The sequence below is a fragment of the Bacillus sp. Xin1 genome, assembly GCF_013314535.1.
Classification (GTDB): Bacteria; Bacillota; Bacilli; order Bacillales; family Bacillaceae_G; genus Bacillus_A.
This window is the reverse complement of the sequence record NZ_JABUAE010000014.1, coordinates 85,672-102,063: the sequence shown is the minus strand read 5'-3', so window position 1 is coordinate 102,063 and position 16,392 is coordinate 85,672. Positions and strand designations below refer to the sequence as shown.

Genomic DNA, 16,392 nt, shown 5'->3' with positions numbered 1-16,392 from the left:
AAAGAGAATATAGCTCATATATTTCTAGTGAAATTCTATTTTATGTTGTAAGCCCAAACAATTGATGGATGAATTCTTTTTGGTTTTGGACAGACTGATCCCGTAAATCAATCTGTTCTTTTTTAATCATATGCATAGCTTCGTGTGCGGAAAAACAGGAAAAAGTTCGGCATATAACCGAACCTTTTTCATCTGTTTATCACTTCAATAAAAGATGTATTCCCATTGTTCCTAATTGTAGAATGGAATTTTTGATTTTCTAATGTCTCAGCAACTTGTTCTAATTTTTGTACATCAGTGATAGCCAAGGACAGACAATCCCCGCTGCAGCATCCGTTGCCTGCCCTAAATCTTGACGATCAACCAATGGAACTCGAGCTCCTGCTTTTGCAAGATGATAAGCAGTAGATGCTCCGAGAATCCCATCCCCAACTACAATATACGTTTTCATTTCTAACACCTTTTCCTTTTTCATTCTTTCATACGTTCCAAAAATTTGATCTATAAATGATCAAACACACTTTTATCTTTAAGATAAATTTCTTTATTCAGTATACTGGAAGGGGATTTTTTTCAACTATATGTAGTATGTAAGGAGATTTTCTCATGGGTTATTTACAAATGACAGGTGGGGAATATTTGACGCTTACAATCAACAAAACTTCCAACTTCCTCTTATACAATTCATAAAAAACTCTCCAAATTGAAGAGTCTCATTTTATATACTTACATCTATAGAAACACTTTTTCTAGAACTACATTTTAATAATTGTTCCTAATGACCATTCTCGTTACATCTATGAATTGCTGCAAGGGCGAAGTGATCCATTTATCTTTATGCCACGCAATTTGTGTAAAAATAGGAGCGATTGTATTCTCTAAAACTAACTCCTTCATTACACCTTGTTGTATATCTTTCTCCACTACCATCGCTGGTAAAATCGCTATACCTAAACCCGCTATAACACATTGCTTAATTGCTTCCACACTAACAAACTCAATTTTATTTGCAGGATATACATCTTCTGCACGGAATAATTCCTCAAATATAGTACGATAAGAACAACCAAGTTCTGTTAAGAGAAGTGTTTCACTTTCTAACTCCTTTGTAGAGATGATGGATTTTTCTAGCAAAGGATGATTAGGGAACGCTACTATTTTTATTTCTTCTTGAACTAACGACTCTACATGTAAAGCCTCTTCTACTTTGCATTCGTCTAAAATAAATGCTAAATCTAGTTTTCCTTCCAATAGTTGCTCTTTTACAGCTTCATTTGAATGAGCAGGCTTAAATATTAGTTTTATTTGCGGAAATTTTGTCTTAAATTCCTTTAATATGGAAGGAAGTCGATATGTACATTGACTTTCTTGCGCACCAATCACTAATGTACCAGATGTTGTTTCCTCATCTTTCACAACCAGTTTCGCTTCGTAACTTAACGCAATCATTTTTTCTGCATATACTTGAAACTTTCTTCCTGCTTCCGTTAGAAAAATACGTTTTCCTAATCGTTCGAACAATACTGTTCCTAACTCAGCTTCCAATGCTTTTATTTGTGCTGTTACACTTGATTGAGCAAAGTTCAATATTTTTGCAGACTGTGTAAAGTTCAAGTTTTCAGCCACTGTTTTGAATGTAATTAATTGTTTTATCTCCAAATCCCTCTCCTCCTTATAATCGATATTTTCGATTGATTCCATCTAAATAATTCTCTTTGACGATTGATATATGTATTGTATGATAAGAACCAATAACAAACAATATCGGTGTACTACTGGAGGTATTTCAAATGAAAGCACTTTGTTTCAAAGAATTCGGAAATGCGGATGTATTACAGTATCAAGAAGTATCTGATCCAGCTATAAAACCGAATGAGATTCTTCTTCGCACAAAAGCAATTGGCTTAAACTTTGCTGATATATATAGACGTAGAGGTAACTATCATCTTGTTGGTAACCCTCCCTATATATTAGGATATGAAGGTTCAGGAATTGTAGAGCAAATTGGTACTGAAGTTACCGCTGTTACGATTGGAGATCGCATTGCATTTGCTGATGTACCATTCGCAAATGCGGAGTTAGTAGCTGTTCCAAAAGAAAAAGCGATTCCACTCCCAGACTCAATTTCCTTTGAGACAGCCTCTTCCGTTTTATTACAAGGGTTAACAGCACACCACTTAACACAAGACAGCTATAAAGTAAAAGCTGGTGATATTGTATTAGTTCATGCAGCAGCTGGAGGCGTTGGCCAACTTCTCATACAAATCATTAAAATGAAAGGCGCACAAGTAATCGGTCTTACTTCATCTAAAGAAAAAGCAGACGCAGCCTCTTCAGCTGGAGCAGACCATGTATTTTTATATTCAGAATCATGGTGTGAAGAAATACTACAAATCACAAAAGGTCATGGCGTAGATGGTGTATACGAATCAGTAGGTTCTACATTAGAAGAGAGCTTTAAAACCACAAAAATTGGTGGTACCGTCTTATTTTACGGAATGGCTGGTGGCGATCCTGCCCCTGTTGATCCACGAATGCTGATGGACACTTCGAAAACTTTAACTGGCGGGGATCTTTGGAATGTACTCACAACGTATGAAGAACGAAAAACACGTTCACAGCAACTATTTGATTGGATTACTGTTGGAAAATTACATATCCAAAATCCAACTACATTCTCTTTAGAAAATGGTGCTGACGCACATCGATTATTAGAAAACCGAAAAAGTACAGGGAAGATTTTATTAATACCTTAACGATTTCAAATCAAAAAGGTAGCTAGAGGATTTCTTCTAACTACCTTTTTGTATTACTCAGAAAAAGCTTCCGAATACTGCACAATTCCTTGCACATTTTGAAGAGCGTTTTCCTTTAACTCCATTGCCATAAATACTTCATCCGGCACATCAAATGGTGCACGTATATGCCATAGGCTAGCAGGTTTAAAGCCAAATTTCGGATAATAATCTTTATGCCCTAGTACGATTACAGAATGATATCCTAGCTCTTTTGCTTTTCTTAACACACTAGAAATCAACAAACTTCCAATTCCCTTTTTCTGATACCCTGGTGCAACAGATACTGGAGCAAGTGCTAGCGAATCTACAGATTTATCACCATCTACTATTTGAATTTTAGATAAAAGGACGTGACCGATAATTTCTTTATCCACCGCCACTAATGATAACTCTGGAATAAATGCATCACATTTTCTAATACGATTTACAAGTTCATGCTCTTTCTGATCGCTAAACTCTTCATGTAAAAATGCTTGTTGTACAACTTCTTCTACCTTGCTATAATCTTTCTCCATTTCTTGTCTAATCTTTATATTCATAGCTTCTTATCCTCTATTCTTTCTTATTTCTTTTTGAATGTTACGAAGCGCTTTTTTCGATCCTCGCTCTATGTCGTGCTGCATTTTCCGCTCTTTATAATCCACAAACAAAGTTTCTACATCATACCCTTCCGGGTATAATTCCTTTGCCTGTACTTCTAAAGAAATTCGCTTCACGTTTACTTCAATGAATTCACCATTATAAAATACAACGACATTGGAGAAATTGTCTTTTTCTTTATATACAATACCGAAGTCATCATAGTCTAATAATTTCACACGGTCTCCCTTTTCATATTCATGTTTCTCTTCTATTTTCTCTTTCACAACCTTAGGCTTTCTTATTCTACTGTCATTCAGTCTCTCTAAACGATACTCTTTATTTTCCATATAACCTTTTGCTCTTTGCAGTACAGTTTCTTTCACATTCATTTTTCTAGAAATCCATAGAGCGTTACTCTCCCCCGACTTCCCAATCATTAACTTATACATCGGTTCCAATGTTTCACTATTAAATTGCATCGCTGCATTCATAAAGTCACTATGCATTTCTGAAAAACGCTTAATTTCACCATAATGAGTAGTCGCAACGGTAATACAGCCCATATGATAAAACTCTTCTAAAATAGAAATCGCTAGCGCAGCTCCCTCATTCGGTTCCGTACCGCTGCCTATTTCATCAAATAATAAAAGCGTGTTATTATTTGATACTCTCATAATTTCTGAAAGATTTTTCATATGAGAAGAAAATGTACTTAGTGCATTTTCAATACTTTGATTATCACCAATATCTACAAAAACATTTTCAAAAACCGCAATCTCCGTTTCCTTATCTGCTGCAATATGAAACCCAGACATTGTCGCTAACGTTACTACACCTATTGTTTTCAAAACAATCGTTTTCCCACCAGCATTAGGCCCTGTAATAATTAAACTTCGGTAACCTTTCCCAATTTCAAATTGAAGTGGTACAACATCTCCCGATAAAAGTGGGTGCTTGCAATTCACTAACTTTACATACCCATAATCATTTAATTTCGGCTCTATCCCGCCAATATGTTTACTAAATTTCGCTTTCGCAAACACCATATCGTATTGACTAATTAGTTCCATATTAATCTTGATGTTATAAATGTCCTCTAAAATCATTCCTGATAAAGTGGCTAATATTTGATATTCTTCCATCGCTTCTTCCGCTTTTAAACTTGCTAACTCCACATTTAATTTTGTCACTGTATGTGGCTCTATAAAAACGGTAGAGCCTTTAGAAGAAACTTCAACAATCGTTCCAGCAACTTGATTTTTATAGGAAGCTTTCACTGGAATTGTATATCGATCATCTTTTTTACTAATAAAGAACTCTTGAATATACTTTTTATTTGTACTACTATTTAAAAATTTATTTAAACGTTCTTTAATTTTTCCTTCTACTGATTCAATGCTATTTCGGATTCGTTTTAATTCTTTACTTGCAGAAGAGTCTACGCTATTTCCTTTTATCGAATAATTAATTTCCTCTTCTATACTTTTAAATTCGGACATGGAATTCGCATATGATGCCAATACTGGTGCAAAAAATTCTTTATCGAGCATAAACTTCTTAACCTTTCGGCATCCTCGTAAAAAATCTGATACACTAACTAGCTCGGCCGGATCTAGAATCATTCCCTTTTCCAATTTTTGAATTGTACTATCGATATTAGAAATTCCGAAAAAAGGTATATGCCCTTCTGCATCTAATATCGCTCGCGCTTCCGTTGTTTCATTCAAACGATTTTTCACTACTTTGATACTTGCGCTAGGCTCCAATTTATCTAATAATTGTTTTCCTAATCCACTCACACAATACGATTTAACTATTTGCTTCAACTCGTTATATTGCAACTTTTCAAAAGTCATTTTATTCAATTTCTATTCTCCTCACTATGATTTACTCACATCAAAAATGAAGATACCTACCCATTAGATTTCAATGAGTTGTAAATAATTAAACTTTCATATGATAAAAACAAACACAAAAAAGCTGCGGAGACACCGCAGCTTTTTACATTTACAAGGCCTGTGCAAAATATAAGGAAAGAAACCATCTCCAAAAACACATGGCTATTCCATCATCATTACACGCTTTATAAAGTATTGTAGGTATCTTCATAGGTATTCGAAATAAATCCATGACAAAGTTAGGGGTATGAAGTATATAAAAATCCCCTGTTCTCATCAGATTTATTTCATTAAATTTTTCCTATTTAGAACCTACCGCACTCACAAAAAGCACCTCTCATTAATTTATAATTATGTTCATTGAAATCTAATTTATTGAAATCATCATACTATATGTTATAAAAGATGTAAAGGTGTCATGACTATAATACTTTAGTCGTAAATATATATATGGATTTTCTATTCAACGTATTGCGGATGTTTTCTTGATTGATTTCGGTACAATGATTACATAGATAAGTAAAAACAAATAAGGAGTGATCCACATGACAGATTTCCAAAAACAATTCTTCTCTAGATTAAATATAGAACCAAAAGATCCTATTTCATTTGAAGATTTAAATGAAATTCTTTATGAGATGGCACAAGCGGTTCCATTTGAAAATTTGGATATTATTCAAGGTACAGTGAAAGAAATATCAAAAGAACATCTCCAAGAAAAAATCTTAGTTAATAATCGCGGTGGTCTTTGCTATGAATTGAATCCAACGATGTATTACTTCCTTAAAGATTGCGGTTTTGATGTTCACTTAGTATCAGGAACAGTTTATAATACCGCTTCCGGTACCTGGGCTGTTGATTCAGGGCATGTGGCAACCGTTTTAAAACATAATGATGAACTTTATTTAATTGAAGTAGGTTTCGGTTCATACCTACCCGTTTCACCCGTCCCTTTCTCAGGTGAAACGGTTCACTCTGTTACCGGAGACTACCGTATCCGAAAAGAAACAACTGAAAAAGGAAATTATATTTTAGAAATGAGAAAAAACAATGAGTTTCTAGATGCCGCTTCCTCTCAAGACTGGACATTAGGTTATGCATTTTATAAGGAAGCAGTTGACGAAAGAAAATTAAATGAAGCACAAAAAACAATTGTAGAACATACAGACTCTCCTTTTAATAAAGTACCTCTTACCGTAAAACTAACTTCTGATGGGCATGCTACTTTAACAAAAGATCATTTTACAGTAACAAAGCAAGGAGAACAGAGTAAAGAAGAGATTACAAAAGAGCAATATTCAAACCTATTACACTCGACATTCGGTATACTATTATAATCGACACGATAAAAAATCTTGCCAATGGTGGCAAGATTTTTTATTTCCTTCTATTCACACAGTTTTTTTATCTCGAATTCTACCATTGTTAAAATACAGAAAGATAGGTAGCGGAATAACGATAAAACCTAAGCTTTTAATCATTGTATTTTTCGCTTCCTGCTTGACTGTTTCTTTTCTATCTTCTACATTCCGATCATATTCTGCACGAATTTGCTCTTCACTTACCGTTTGTTGTGAATCTTTCGCTTCTACTAATTTCATCTTTTGAAATGAATCATAAGATTCGTAGTAAGAAGGTGGACTGATATAATCTGATAGTCCCATAAATATGCCAATTCCGCCTCCAATCGATAACATCAAAGTCGCAAATAATACTAAATGTACATATAATTGTCTAAACACATCTTCCTCCCCCTCTTTTTTCCATTTCATGATCGCTAACAAAATAAATACGATAATCGCAAGCGGTAAACCTAACAGAATGAATGGGATTAGAATCAATACACTCTCCTCCTTACTTAAATATATTTTCCGTCTATATATACATGCACAATCCTTTAACAAATAATTACTTATGATATAACTACACCTATGTTCTCTATTTTTCTATAGTGCAGCAGGGATTCTTTGCAATTTGTTGTATTTCATAGTTAGATAGAATATACAAAATACATATTTGGGGAAGGAAATGATTATGACAGAATTTAAAAATAGAATGGACGTACCTAATCAGGAAAAGTGGGATTTAACAGATATTTATAAAACAATGGAAGACTGGAAAAACGACTATGAAAAAATTGAAAATTTAACAGAGGACTTAAAAGAATTCAATGGAAATATCCATGATGGTCAAAGTTTACTTGCTTACCTTACAAAAAGTGAAGAAGTATCCAGTTTGTTCAGCCTCGTTTATGCCTATGCAAGGCTGCAAGCAGACCTTGATACACGTGATACGGAAGCGCAATCTCTTGTAGATCAGACATCACAATTACACGTTAAAATAAGCGCGGCTCGTTCCTTCTTTTCTCCATTTTTACTAAGTATCGATGAGAAAACATTACATTCTTATATAGAAGAAAACGAAGGCTTACAATATTATAAAGAAGACTTATTAGAATTATATCGATATAAGAAACATGTGTTAAACAAAGATAAAGAAGAAATTTTATCACAAATGGGCGAGGCTCTCTCCTCTCCTCAACAAACATACGGAATGCTCAATAATGCAGATATAATATTTGGAGAAGTGACAACCGATGATGGAAATAAAGTAAAGTTAACACGCGGCATGTACGCAAAATTAATAAAAGACGAAAATAGAGAGAAGAGAAAAGAAGCTTACAAAGCATACTATCAACCATATGTGCAACTAAAAAATTCTATCGCTTCTACTTTAGCAGCGGCTATTAAAAATAATGTTACCATTTCCAAAATTAGAAATTACCCATCTGCTTTAGAAAAATCTTTATTTGGTGATATGGTTCCGAAAGAAGTATATGATAATTTAATTCATACAACGAAAAAGAACATTACATCTCTACATACATATAATCATTTACGAAAAGAAAAACTGCAACTAGATGAATTAAGACAGTATGATCTAGGCGTGGATTTAGTAAAAGGTGTAAAACAAGATATTCCATATGATGAAGCCTATGAAATTATGCTTTCAGCCTTAGCTCCATTAGGTAACGACTATATTCAAGTACTTCGAGAATTTAAAAACAAACGCTATATAGATGTGAGAGAATTACCTGGTAAACGTTCTGGGGCTTATAATTTCGGAGTATATGGCATTCATCCATTTATCCTTTTAAATCACCATGATGACTTAAATAGTCTATTTACACTAGTTCATGAATGTGGACATGGCATGCATACTTATTATTCGCATAAGTTTCAGCCAAGAATTTCTGCTCACTATACAATCTTTGTAGCAGAAGTCGCTTCTACGGTGAATGAGGTTCTTTTAATTCACCATCTATTAAAAGAAGCAAAAGAGGTAGACATACGCAAGCATTTAATCAATCATTTCATTGAACAATTTAAAGGAACGTTCTTTACACAAATTATGTTTGCTGAATTTGAAAAGATTATGCATGAAATGGCGCAGCAAGGAAAACCACTAAATGTGCAATCCTTTAGTGATGTTTATGAAAAATTATTTAGAGAATACAACGGTGATACACTCGTATTCGATGAAGAAGTAAAATATGGATGGGCTAGAATCCCTCATTTTTACAGACCATTTTACGTTTATAAATACGCTACCGGATTTGCTTCTGCAATCCAAATTGCAGATCAACTGTTAAGCGGTGACCCTATCGCTAAGCAAAATTATATCGAATTCTTAAAAGGCGGAAGTTCAGATTATCCACTCAACCTTTTAAAGAAAACAGGTGTAGATTTAACAACACCACAGCCAATTGAAAGTGCACTAAATCGTTTTAATAAACTAGTTGAAGAGTTTTCTTCACTGTAATAAAAAAGGCCTCTCACGCTAGAGGCCTTTTCAAATTCATTTTTCTTCTAATAAATCTTTTGTCATCTTTCGAAACTCCTGATTAAATGCATCATTCATTCCGTTTTGGACATTCGAGAAAAGAATGACAAAAATTTGCTTATTCCAATCGAAATTATTAAATGTATTCCATCCAGCTAATACACCATGATTATGATAATAATCTGGATAAATATAAAAACTAAATCCATATTTCCTTGCGGGTGATACAGTGAACATATATGCTAAACTTTGTTTTGAAAGAAGTTTTCCTGTCATAATCGCTTCATCTAACCTTTTCATATCTTCTACAGTTGTATACATTTCACCACAACCATATAACCAGTTCATTCTTAACTTAGGAGTAGATACGAATTCATTATCTTTCTTTGTATAGCCTTCTGCAAAAAATATATCTCCAGGGAACTTTGCACCCATACCAGATTCATACATTCCAACTGGATTAAAAACATGTTCTTTTACATATTCAGCTAATGGTTGCTTCGAAATTTGTTCTACAATATAAGCAAGTACCATGTAATTATAGTCTGTATATCTCCAGCCGGTCCCTGCAGGGAATTCAAGGTTTTGCGAACCAATCCATGCCACTAATTTTTGGCGCGATGCTGCATCTACTTTTCCTTTCCCTTGCTCTGGTAGCCCGGATGTATGTGTTAATAAATGTCTCAAAGTAATATTTTTATCCACTGGGAATGAAGGGATATATGTATTCACATTATCTTCTATATTCAACTTCCCTTTTTCTTGTAACTGCAATATAGATACTGCCACTACTGTCTTCGTTATAGAACCGATACGATATTTCGTTCTTGGTGTTGTTAAAACTTTATCCTCCATATTTGCATACCCATAGCCTTTTCGTAAAATCACCTTATTTTTATCAGTTACAAGTACCGTTCCGTTAAATCCTTTTTCTTTTAAATATTGATCTAATTTTTCCGCTGCAACCTCATAACGGGTACGCTGCTCTGTATTTACTTTTAGCTTATCATTTTCTGTTTTACTATTAAAATCTGAAAATACTTTTAATGTCTGTATCTTATTTTTATTTGTTTGCATGAACATATATACACTTAAACAAAAAATTGCGATAATAAAGAAAATGGTTACATATTTCTTAAACATACAAGAGCCCTCTTTTTATTCATTTTGTATTGATTATCATTCTCATATATATATTCATTCTACCTCTATTCATTGAAAAGAAGACCTTAATTTTTGCTTAATTCTATAAATGAACGAACCTACTTCTCTACCTCCCAAAAGAATTAACCATATCGGAAAGTTGTTTAAGGTTAGCTTTCCATATTCAAATTTTTCACCACTTTTTATTGTATTTACTTTCTTTTAAAATTTCCAACCTACAATCTAATTCGTCTAACTATAATTTCGTTTTTTTATGTAACATTCATTACAATTAGTATATAAAGTAAAGCTTTCATCACCGGAAGTATACTACCCCACAATAGCGAGATAAAGGAGGAACTCTATTGGGAAACATCGATAAACGAAATCGACTAGATCTCGAAATGTTCAGTTATCGAACAAATAAAAATAACATAGTTTTTATTGAATATTACGGAAAACAAATTATGATTTTAAAAGGGAAAGAAGCAAGTGCTTTTCTAAATAAAATACATCTTGCAAATAATGAAAAAGAACGACAGCTCATTATGGCCAAGATAACAGGGAATTTCAAAAGAGGAAATGAGCGGAAAAGAAATACTACTAAGGATTAAGTTTATTTATTTCACTATTTATCAGTACTCCCATTACGACAAAAGTTTCTATTGATATGTCGTGATATCATTCCTTTCAAAATTGATTATACAGCATATTGTAAAAAAATGTCACTTGAATAGCATTTTTTTCAATAAACTTATCACTGAAGTAAACAGCAATATCACTAACCCTATCCATGCCCACATATATCCTTTTACATCGACAATGAGTCCAAAAATAGGCGGAGCTAACATGATTGCAATTTGATTAAGCGTAAGTGCAAAACTAACCGTCATTCCTACTGAATCCTGCCTTGCTGTTTCAGCAATCTCAACCATAAAAAGACTAAACCATCCAATGCCGAAGAACCCTAATAAGCCACTGAACAAAAACAATCCCCATACCGAAAAATTATGTATGTTCAGTATCAAAATAAAGATTAAAATAAACGAAGCAACTACAGAAATAAATAGTGGTTTCTGACGGTTACCTTTATAAAAAGAATCACTAATTACCGCTAACACAATTCGTCCTAGCATTCCCAAAAACAACGTAACCGAAAATATTTGTCCTGCCAAAATTGGAGATATAGATTCAGCAGTAATCAAAAAGTTTATAAGATGTCCAATCAACACCATTTGTAATGAAATCATACAAACCCCTGTAAACAAAACAGGATATAATTCCTTGTTACTCATTATCTCTTTTAACTGTTGCCAAAAAGAAATTCCTTTATTATTTAATGCAGGCTCATGATGAACAACAGGCTCTCTATAAAAAATGAAAAACAGTACTCCTCCCGCAATACATATACTTGAAAGAACATATATCACGAATGACAAACTAAACTTTACAGAAAGAATCGGAATCATAGCTCCCGCCACTGCACCGCCTATTGGAATGCCAGCTTGCCTAATCCCCATAGCTAGCCCTCTATTTTCTTTCGGGAACCATTTTAAAATCACTTTGCTCCCTCCTGGTTGTGCAGTACTATAAAACACTCCCATTGCCACAAGCACAAATAACAATCCCATAAATCTATCTACTACATGAATAAACAATATAGATCCACCAAGCAATATAGAACTAACTCCGATTAATAGCCTTTCATTATATTGATCAAGTAATCTCCCTACAAAAAGCATGCAAAAAAACGGCCCAATATTAACAGCGGTTAACAACATTCCCATTTGCATATTAGTAAGATGATATATTTCCTTCCAAAAAAACGCTAAAGGTCCTATCCCATATGTTATTAACGTTGCACTTGCTTGCACTGCTGTTGCTAGCATAAGCACAATCCATTTATACGAACTACTACACTTCATTACCTTTTCTTGACTTAACAATTTTATCCCCTCCATACATTTTAATTGTATCGAAATTCAGATATCATGTGAAATGAGCATTAATGATAAAAGACATCAAAATAATTGATATCTTTAGGAGGGGATTGAACTGGATATAAAAGATTTAACTGTTTTTTATGAAGTAGCTAAGGAAGGTAGTATCTCACATGCGGCCCGAAATTTAAATTATGTACAATCCAATGTGACAATGCGCATTAAACAATTAGAAAATGAATTAGGCGCGCCTTTATTTTATCGAAATGGAAAAGGTGTGACTTTAACTTCAAATGGGGAGGTTTTATTAACGTATGCGATACAAATCCTCTCTTTAATGGAGCAATCTATTCAAGCTGTCCAAAATAACAGTACACACCCAAAAGGAACATTAAAAATTGGATCTACAGAATCTACAACTGCAGTCCGTCTTCCTTCTATTCTGACATCGTACTATGAAACGTATCCTGAAGTTGAATTCATTTTAGAAACTCATTCAACAGAAAAATTAATTCAACTTGTTTTAGAAAGAAAACTGGAAGGCGCATTTATTGCTGGCAATAGACATCACCCTGACCTCAATTCAATCTTATTTCAAGAAGAAGAATTATTGCTCATTAGTAAACACCCTCTATCCTCTTTCAACGATTTAGGAGAGATGAACTTGTTGGCCTTTAGTCAAGGTTGTTATTACCGCAACCTATTAGAAAACTGGCTTCATGAAGAAGGAATTTATCCAAAACGAGTATTAGAGTTTGGAACAATTGAAGCGATACTTGCGTGTGTAAAATCAGGTATGGGCATCGCTATCATGATAAAATCAATTATACGAGATCATGAACATTCTTTAGCACTAACTCCTTTACCCGAGAGCTTTTCAAGGGTACCCACTACTTTTATTGTTCGGAAAGATATTTTTTATTCGGGCGCTTTACGTAGGTTTATTGATAGGGTTACAAATACATCCTACTTAATTGATAAAAATCACATTCACCCTCATGATTATTTAAGTTAGATACAGCTATATATAACAAATATATTTCTTATAATAAATTTCCTAAACCAAAAAAACCTAAGTCATTTTAATTTGACTTAGGTTTTTTAGAAAATCATAATTCGCTTACTTTCAAGTTAGTTCTTATTTTCCTTTTAGAACACTATGTAATCGATCTGGGTAATTTGTAAACATACCTGTAGCGCCCCATCCAATTAAAAGTCTCATATCTTCTTTCTCATTAATCGTATATGGATGAACTAGCAATCTATTTTCCCTAGCTTTTTTAATAAAAGTTTTATCAATAATTAGTTCTCCATTATCGTCACGTAAGTTTGGTCCAATACCAACCGCGTACTCTTTAATCGTTTGGAAATCTTGAGTTGCTACGCTTTTAGGAGCATGAGTAAGCCCTGACCATTCAATAATCTCATTGTTTTCATTTGGATAATACCAAAGCAGTTGCACCAGTGGAATATTTTTATTCATACTATGAATCTTTTTTAAACTTTCTTGACTAAATGATTGAATCATAACACGACTTGAAGACATATTTCGTCCAATTAAATTATATTTCTCTAACAATCCTAATAATTTTTCTTCCATTCCTGGATATACATCAGGCGATTTCGTTTCAATATAATATTTCATACTTCTTCCATACTTTTGAAATATCTCTTCAAGTGTTGGAACTTTTTGTCCCACATATTCTTGCTTCGCCTTCTCTGGATAAGCCTCATTGAACCAAGACCCTGCATCTAAACTTTTTATTTCACTTAATGTTTTTTCTCTTACTTCCCCAGTTCCATTTGTAGTACGATCCACTGCTGTATCATGCATTGCAATCAATTGGCCATCTTTTGTTAATTGAATATCTAATTCTAAATAATCCGCTTTCATTTTTTTCACAAGATTATATGAAGCAAAAGTATGCTCAGGGGCATGTCCACTCGCTCCTCGATGAGCAATATTTAAAAACTTATTCGCATTGAATTCATGTTTCTTTTCTGTTTTCGCATTAACTGTTCCCCCGTAAAAAGAACTCCCTATTGTAAAGAAAATAACTAAAAAACTTATTATCTTTTTCATGCTTTTTATTCCTTCCCACGTTGCAAATTTCAACAAGCTAATGAGATTTACACAAAATAGAAGAAATACCCTATATACTTTTTATAAACCTATAATAAAATTGCAATCTTGCATCAAAATTTGAATCTACTACTCTATTACTGCAACTTTCTCTATGTAACAAAAAGCTACTTATTCAAGATTTTCTTTTTTATATCACACCTTTCCTTATCGCAATCGTATTCTCTATTGTGCTTTTTGACCCCAACAAAAAAACCATAAAACATTTTAAAATACACTACTAGTATCCTAAAATTGTCTTATGGCTTTTCTCAAAATCTCCGGCCCTCTATTAACTTGTTGGATTTCATCATACCAAATCTATGAAAATTTGTGAATATTTTTCATCAATTAATAGGAATTTTTCATTTTAAGAAGATTTACATAGTATACACTTCAACACCTCTTCAAGTACTAGATCGGGTGTTAATACTTCTTCTGTACGCCACCCAATAAATCCATCTGGCCTTACTAATACAGCTCCTTCAGTATTTATTTCATATAACATCTCAAATATGTTATCTTGCACAATAAAATCACCTTTTGGACAAATTCGATATACATCAATACTTATTTTTAAACGTGCAGCAACAGTATGTGCAGCAACTAACCAAAAATCGTGTTCTGAACCCGTAAATAACACAAAATTCCTTCCCAATAAATCAAGTATTGAAGTCCGCTTCCCTTGATAAATCCCCCACATATGTGGAGCTCGTGTTCCCGGCCTTCCCTTGAGCTCTAAAATATCCATTCTGTGCGGATTCTCATCTTGATCTATTACTGCCGCGGAACAGTACTTATAACCCACAGTAACAGCTAAACTATCCATAGTATTCAAATTAGCTTCTTCTCTATTCGCAGCCCGCAGTAGAATGCTGCTTGCGTAATCCGTGGTTAATTGTACAGCAGGATGCCTCTCCACATGATAAGTTTCTAATAACTTGGGATTCGCTTGTCCATGGATAACAGCAGCTAATTTCCAAGCTAAATTATGAGCATCCTGAACACCTGTATTTGAACCATAGCCTCCTGTGGGCGGCATAAGGTGAGCTGCATCGCCAACTAAGAAAACACGATTATCTTGAAAACGTTCAGCTGTACTATCTGTTGCTTCCCAAGGTGTGATACTTAATATTTCCACATTTAGATTTGATTTTCCAATGACTTTTTGAATAATTTCTTGACAGTGCTCCACAGAAAAATCTTCTGGAGCTTCTCCTTGTAAAGGATTATAGGCTACATGATAAATCCAGCAATCCTTATTATTGACCGGAATCAATGCACCAAAAACTTCAGGATTTGTAATCATTGTGAAAGCAAAAGCATCCCCTTTTATGAAATCACTCAAATCTGCTTTAAAGTAGATGTTTATATAATGGCCCCCTATCGTACCACGACCATTAGTAGGAATGCCAGAATGTTTACGTATCAGACTTTTTGCACCATCTGCCGCAATCATATACTTACTATATATAATTTGTTCCTCTTTCGTCTCACAATTTCGCACAATAGCAGTTACTCCCAGTTCATCCTGTTTGTAAGAAACAAGTTCATGATGAAACCATAACTTTCCACCTAATCGCCTAGCCTCTTGCAGTAACATTGGTTCTAAAGTAATTTGGTAACACGAAGTCGGTTTTGATGGACTAATGTTTTTAATCAACTCGGACAAACTTTTATCATTTTCATCCTGAACCATCTTTACTCTTTTTAATTCTTCATAGTCTGCTTCAGCGATTGTATTTACATTAACCCTTCCACGACAGTTCTCCAGCATCTTTCCAGCAGTGCGAATATCCTTTTCTAAACCTAATTCCCGAAATAATTCCATCGTCCGAAAAGTAATCCCTCCTGCTTTTGGGTGAATAGCAGTTGTTGGATGTCTTTCAATGAGTAAATAATCCACTTTACGACGAGAAAGAAATAATGCAGAAGTTAACCCCGTTAAACCTCCTCCAATAATTAAAACTGGAACATGAATGGATTTCATGCGTATTTCTCCTTTCATATAAAACACACATAAATTTTACTGAGCTCAGTAGTTTAACTATAATAAGGAAGTTCAG

At 33.8% G+C, this 16,392-nt stretch carries 13 protein-coding genes and 2 pseudogenes; 5 read left to right on the top strand and 10 right to left on the bottom strand.

Annotation, left to right across the window (positions count from 1 at the left end):
• Positions 1–40 precede the first annotated feature (40 nt).
• From HRG09_RS14595 to HRG09_RS14585, 3 genes and pseudogenes are all read right to left on the bottom strand, one after another.
• A pseudogene (locus HRG09_RS14595) lies at positions 41–145 on the bottom strand (IS6 family transposase); the annotation flags it as partial.
• 153 nt (positions 146–298) lie between these two features.
• Positions 299–451: pseudogene (locus tag HRG09_RS14590) on the bottom strand (FAD-dependent oxidoreductase); the annotation flags it as partial.
• 311 nt (positions 452–762) lie between these two features.
• Complete coding sequence (locus tag HRG09_RS14585; protein WP_174101478.1) at positions 763–1,659, bottom strand: LysR family transcriptional regulator; 897 nt, start codon at positions 1,657–1,659, stop codon at positions 763–765.
• Between the two features lie 131 nt (positions 1,660–1,790).
• Between HRG09_RS14585 and HRG09_RS14580 the strand changes: the two genes are divergently transcribed.
• The gene (locus tag HRG09_RS14580) at positions 1,791–2,756 is read left to right on the top strand and encodes a quinone oxidoreductase family protein (protein ID WP_174101477.1); all 966 of its coding nucleotides are present in this window, start codon (positions 1,791–1,793) and stop codon (positions 2,754–2,756) included.
• Between the two features lie 53 nt (positions 2,757–2,809).
• On the opposite strand, the gene HRG09_RS14575 is transcribed toward HRG09_RS14580, so the two are convergent.
• Both HRG09_RS14575 and HRG09_RS14570 read right to left on the bottom strand, forming a co-directional pair.
• Positions 2,810–3,337 (bottom strand): GNAT family N-acetyltransferase, encoded by a 528-nt coding sequence (locus HRG09_RS14575; RefSeq protein ID WP_174101476.1) that lies wholly within the window; start codon positions 3,335–3,337, stop codon positions 2,810–2,812.
• Between the two features lie 6 nt (positions 3,338–3,343).
• The gene (locus HRG09_RS14570) at positions 3,344–5,245 is read right to left on the bottom strand and encodes an endonuclease MutS2 (protein WP_174101475.1); all 1,902 of its coding nucleotides are present in this window, start codon (positions 5,243–5,245) and stop codon (positions 3,344–3,346) included.
• 578 nt (positions 5,246–5,823) lie between these two features.
• Here HRG09_RS14570 and HRG09_RS14565 point away from each other — a divergent pair.
• Positions 5,824–6,615 (top strand): arylamine N-acetyltransferase family protein, encoded by a 792-nt coding sequence (locus tag HRG09_RS14565; protein WP_174101474.1) that lies wholly within the window; start codon positions 5,824–5,826, stop codon positions 6,613–6,615.
• A gap of 54 nt (positions 6,616–6,669) precedes the next feature.
• Here HRG09_RS14565 and HRG09_RS14560 read toward each other — a convergent pair whose 3' ends face one another.
• Positions 6,670–7,119 (bottom strand): hypothetical protein, encoded by a 450-nt coding sequence (locus HRG09_RS14560; RefSeq protein WP_174101473.1) that lies wholly within the window; start codon positions 7,117–7,119, stop codon positions 6,670–6,672.
• A 193-nt stretch (positions 7,120–7,312) separates the two neighbouring features.
• Here HRG09_RS14560 and pepF point away from each other — a divergent pair, with 193 nt between their 5' ends.
• Positions 7,313–9,100 carry an oligoendopeptidase F gene (gene pepF / locus HRG09_RS14555; RefSeq protein ID WP_174101472.1) on the top strand — a complete coding sequence of 596 codons (1,788 nt, stop codon included), beginning with the start codon at positions 7,313–7,315 and terminating at the stop codon, positions 9,098–9,100.
• A gap of 36 nt (positions 9,101–9,136) precedes the next feature.
• On the opposite strand, the gene HRG09_RS14550 is transcribed toward pepF, so the two are convergent.
• Complete coding sequence (locus tag HRG09_RS14550; protein ID WP_174101471.1) at positions 9,137–10,264, bottom strand: serine hydrolase domain-containing protein; 1,128 nt, start codon at positions 10,262–10,264, stop codon at positions 9,137–9,139.
• A 365-nt stretch (positions 10,265–10,629) separates the two neighbouring features.
• On the opposite strand from HRG09_RS14550, the gene HRG09_RS14545 reads away from it, so the two are divergent.
• Positions 10,630–10,878 (top strand): hypothetical protein, encoded by a 249-nt coding sequence (locus HRG09_RS14545; protein ID WP_174101470.1) that lies wholly within the window; start codon positions 10,630–10,632, stop codon positions 10,876–10,878.
• 111 nt (positions 10,879–10,989) lie between these two features.
• Here the strand turns inward: HRG09_RS14545 and HRG09_RS14540 are convergent, their stop codons facing one another.
• On the bottom strand, positions 10,990–12,210 hold the full coding sequence (locus HRG09_RS14540) for an MFS transporter (protein WP_174101469.1): 1,221 nt from the start codon (positions 12,208–12,210) through the stop codon (positions 10,990–10,992).
• Between the two features lie 109 nt (positions 12,211–12,319).
• Between HRG09_RS14540 and HRG09_RS14535 the strand changes: the two genes are divergently transcribed.
• Positions 12,320–13,219 (top strand): LysR family transcriptional regulator, encoded by a 900-nt coding sequence (locus tag HRG09_RS14535; RefSeq protein WP_174101490.1) that lies wholly within the window; start codon positions 12,320–12,322, stop codon positions 13,217–13,219.
• 123 nt (positions 13,220–13,342) lie between these two features.
• Here HRG09_RS14535 and HRG09_RS14530 read toward each other — a convergent pair whose 3' ends face one another.
• Together HRG09_RS14530 and HRG09_RS14525 are read right to left on the bottom strand one after the other, a co-directional pair.
• Positions 13,343–14,287 carry a glycerophosphodiester phosphodiesterase gene (locus HRG09_RS14530; protein WP_174101468.1) on the bottom strand — a complete coding sequence of 315 codons (945 nt, stop codon included), beginning with the start codon at positions 14,285–14,287 and terminating at the stop codon, positions 13,343–13,345.
• A 409-nt stretch (positions 14,288–14,696) separates the two neighbouring features.
• Positions 14,697–16,316: an FAD-dependent monooxygenase gene (locus HRG09_RS14525; RefSeq protein WP_174101467.1), complete on the bottom strand. Its 1,620-nt coding sequence runs from the start codon at positions 16,314–16,316 to the stop codon at positions 14,697–14,699.
• Positions 16,317–16,392: the final 76 nt, after the last annotated feature.

What these genes read in the sequence shown, in the direction of transcription:
- HRG09_RS14580 (WP_174101477.1), top strand. Translation starts at nt 1,791, where the DNA reads ATGAAAGCACTTTGTTTCAAAGAATTCGGAAATGCGGATGTATTACAG.
- HRG09_RS14575 (WP_174101476.1), bottom strand. Translation starts at nt 3,337, where the DNA reads ATGAATATAAAGATTAGACAAGAAATGGAGAAAGATTATAGCAAGGTA.
- HRG09_RS14565 (WP_174101474.1), top strand. Translation starts at nt 5,824, where the DNA reads ATGACAGATTTCCAAAAACAATTCTTCTCTAGATTAAATATAGAACCA.
- pepF (WP_174101472.1), top strand. Translation starts at nt 7,313, where the DNA reads ATGACAGAATTTAAAAATAGAATGGACGTACCTAATCAGGAAAAGTGG.
- HRG09_RS14550 (WP_174101471.1), bottom strand. Translation starts at nt 10,264, where the DNA reads ATGTTTAAGAAATATGTAACCATTTTCTTTATTATCGCAATTTTTTGT.
- HRG09_RS14530 (WP_174101468.1), bottom strand. Translation starts at nt 14,287, where the DNA reads ATGAAAAAGATAATAAGTTTTTTAGTTATTTTCTTTACAATAGGGAGT.
- HRG09_RS14525 (WP_174101467.1), bottom strand. Translation starts at nt 16,316, where the DNA reads ATGAAATCCATTCATGTTCCAGTTTTAATTATTGGAGGAGGTTTAACG.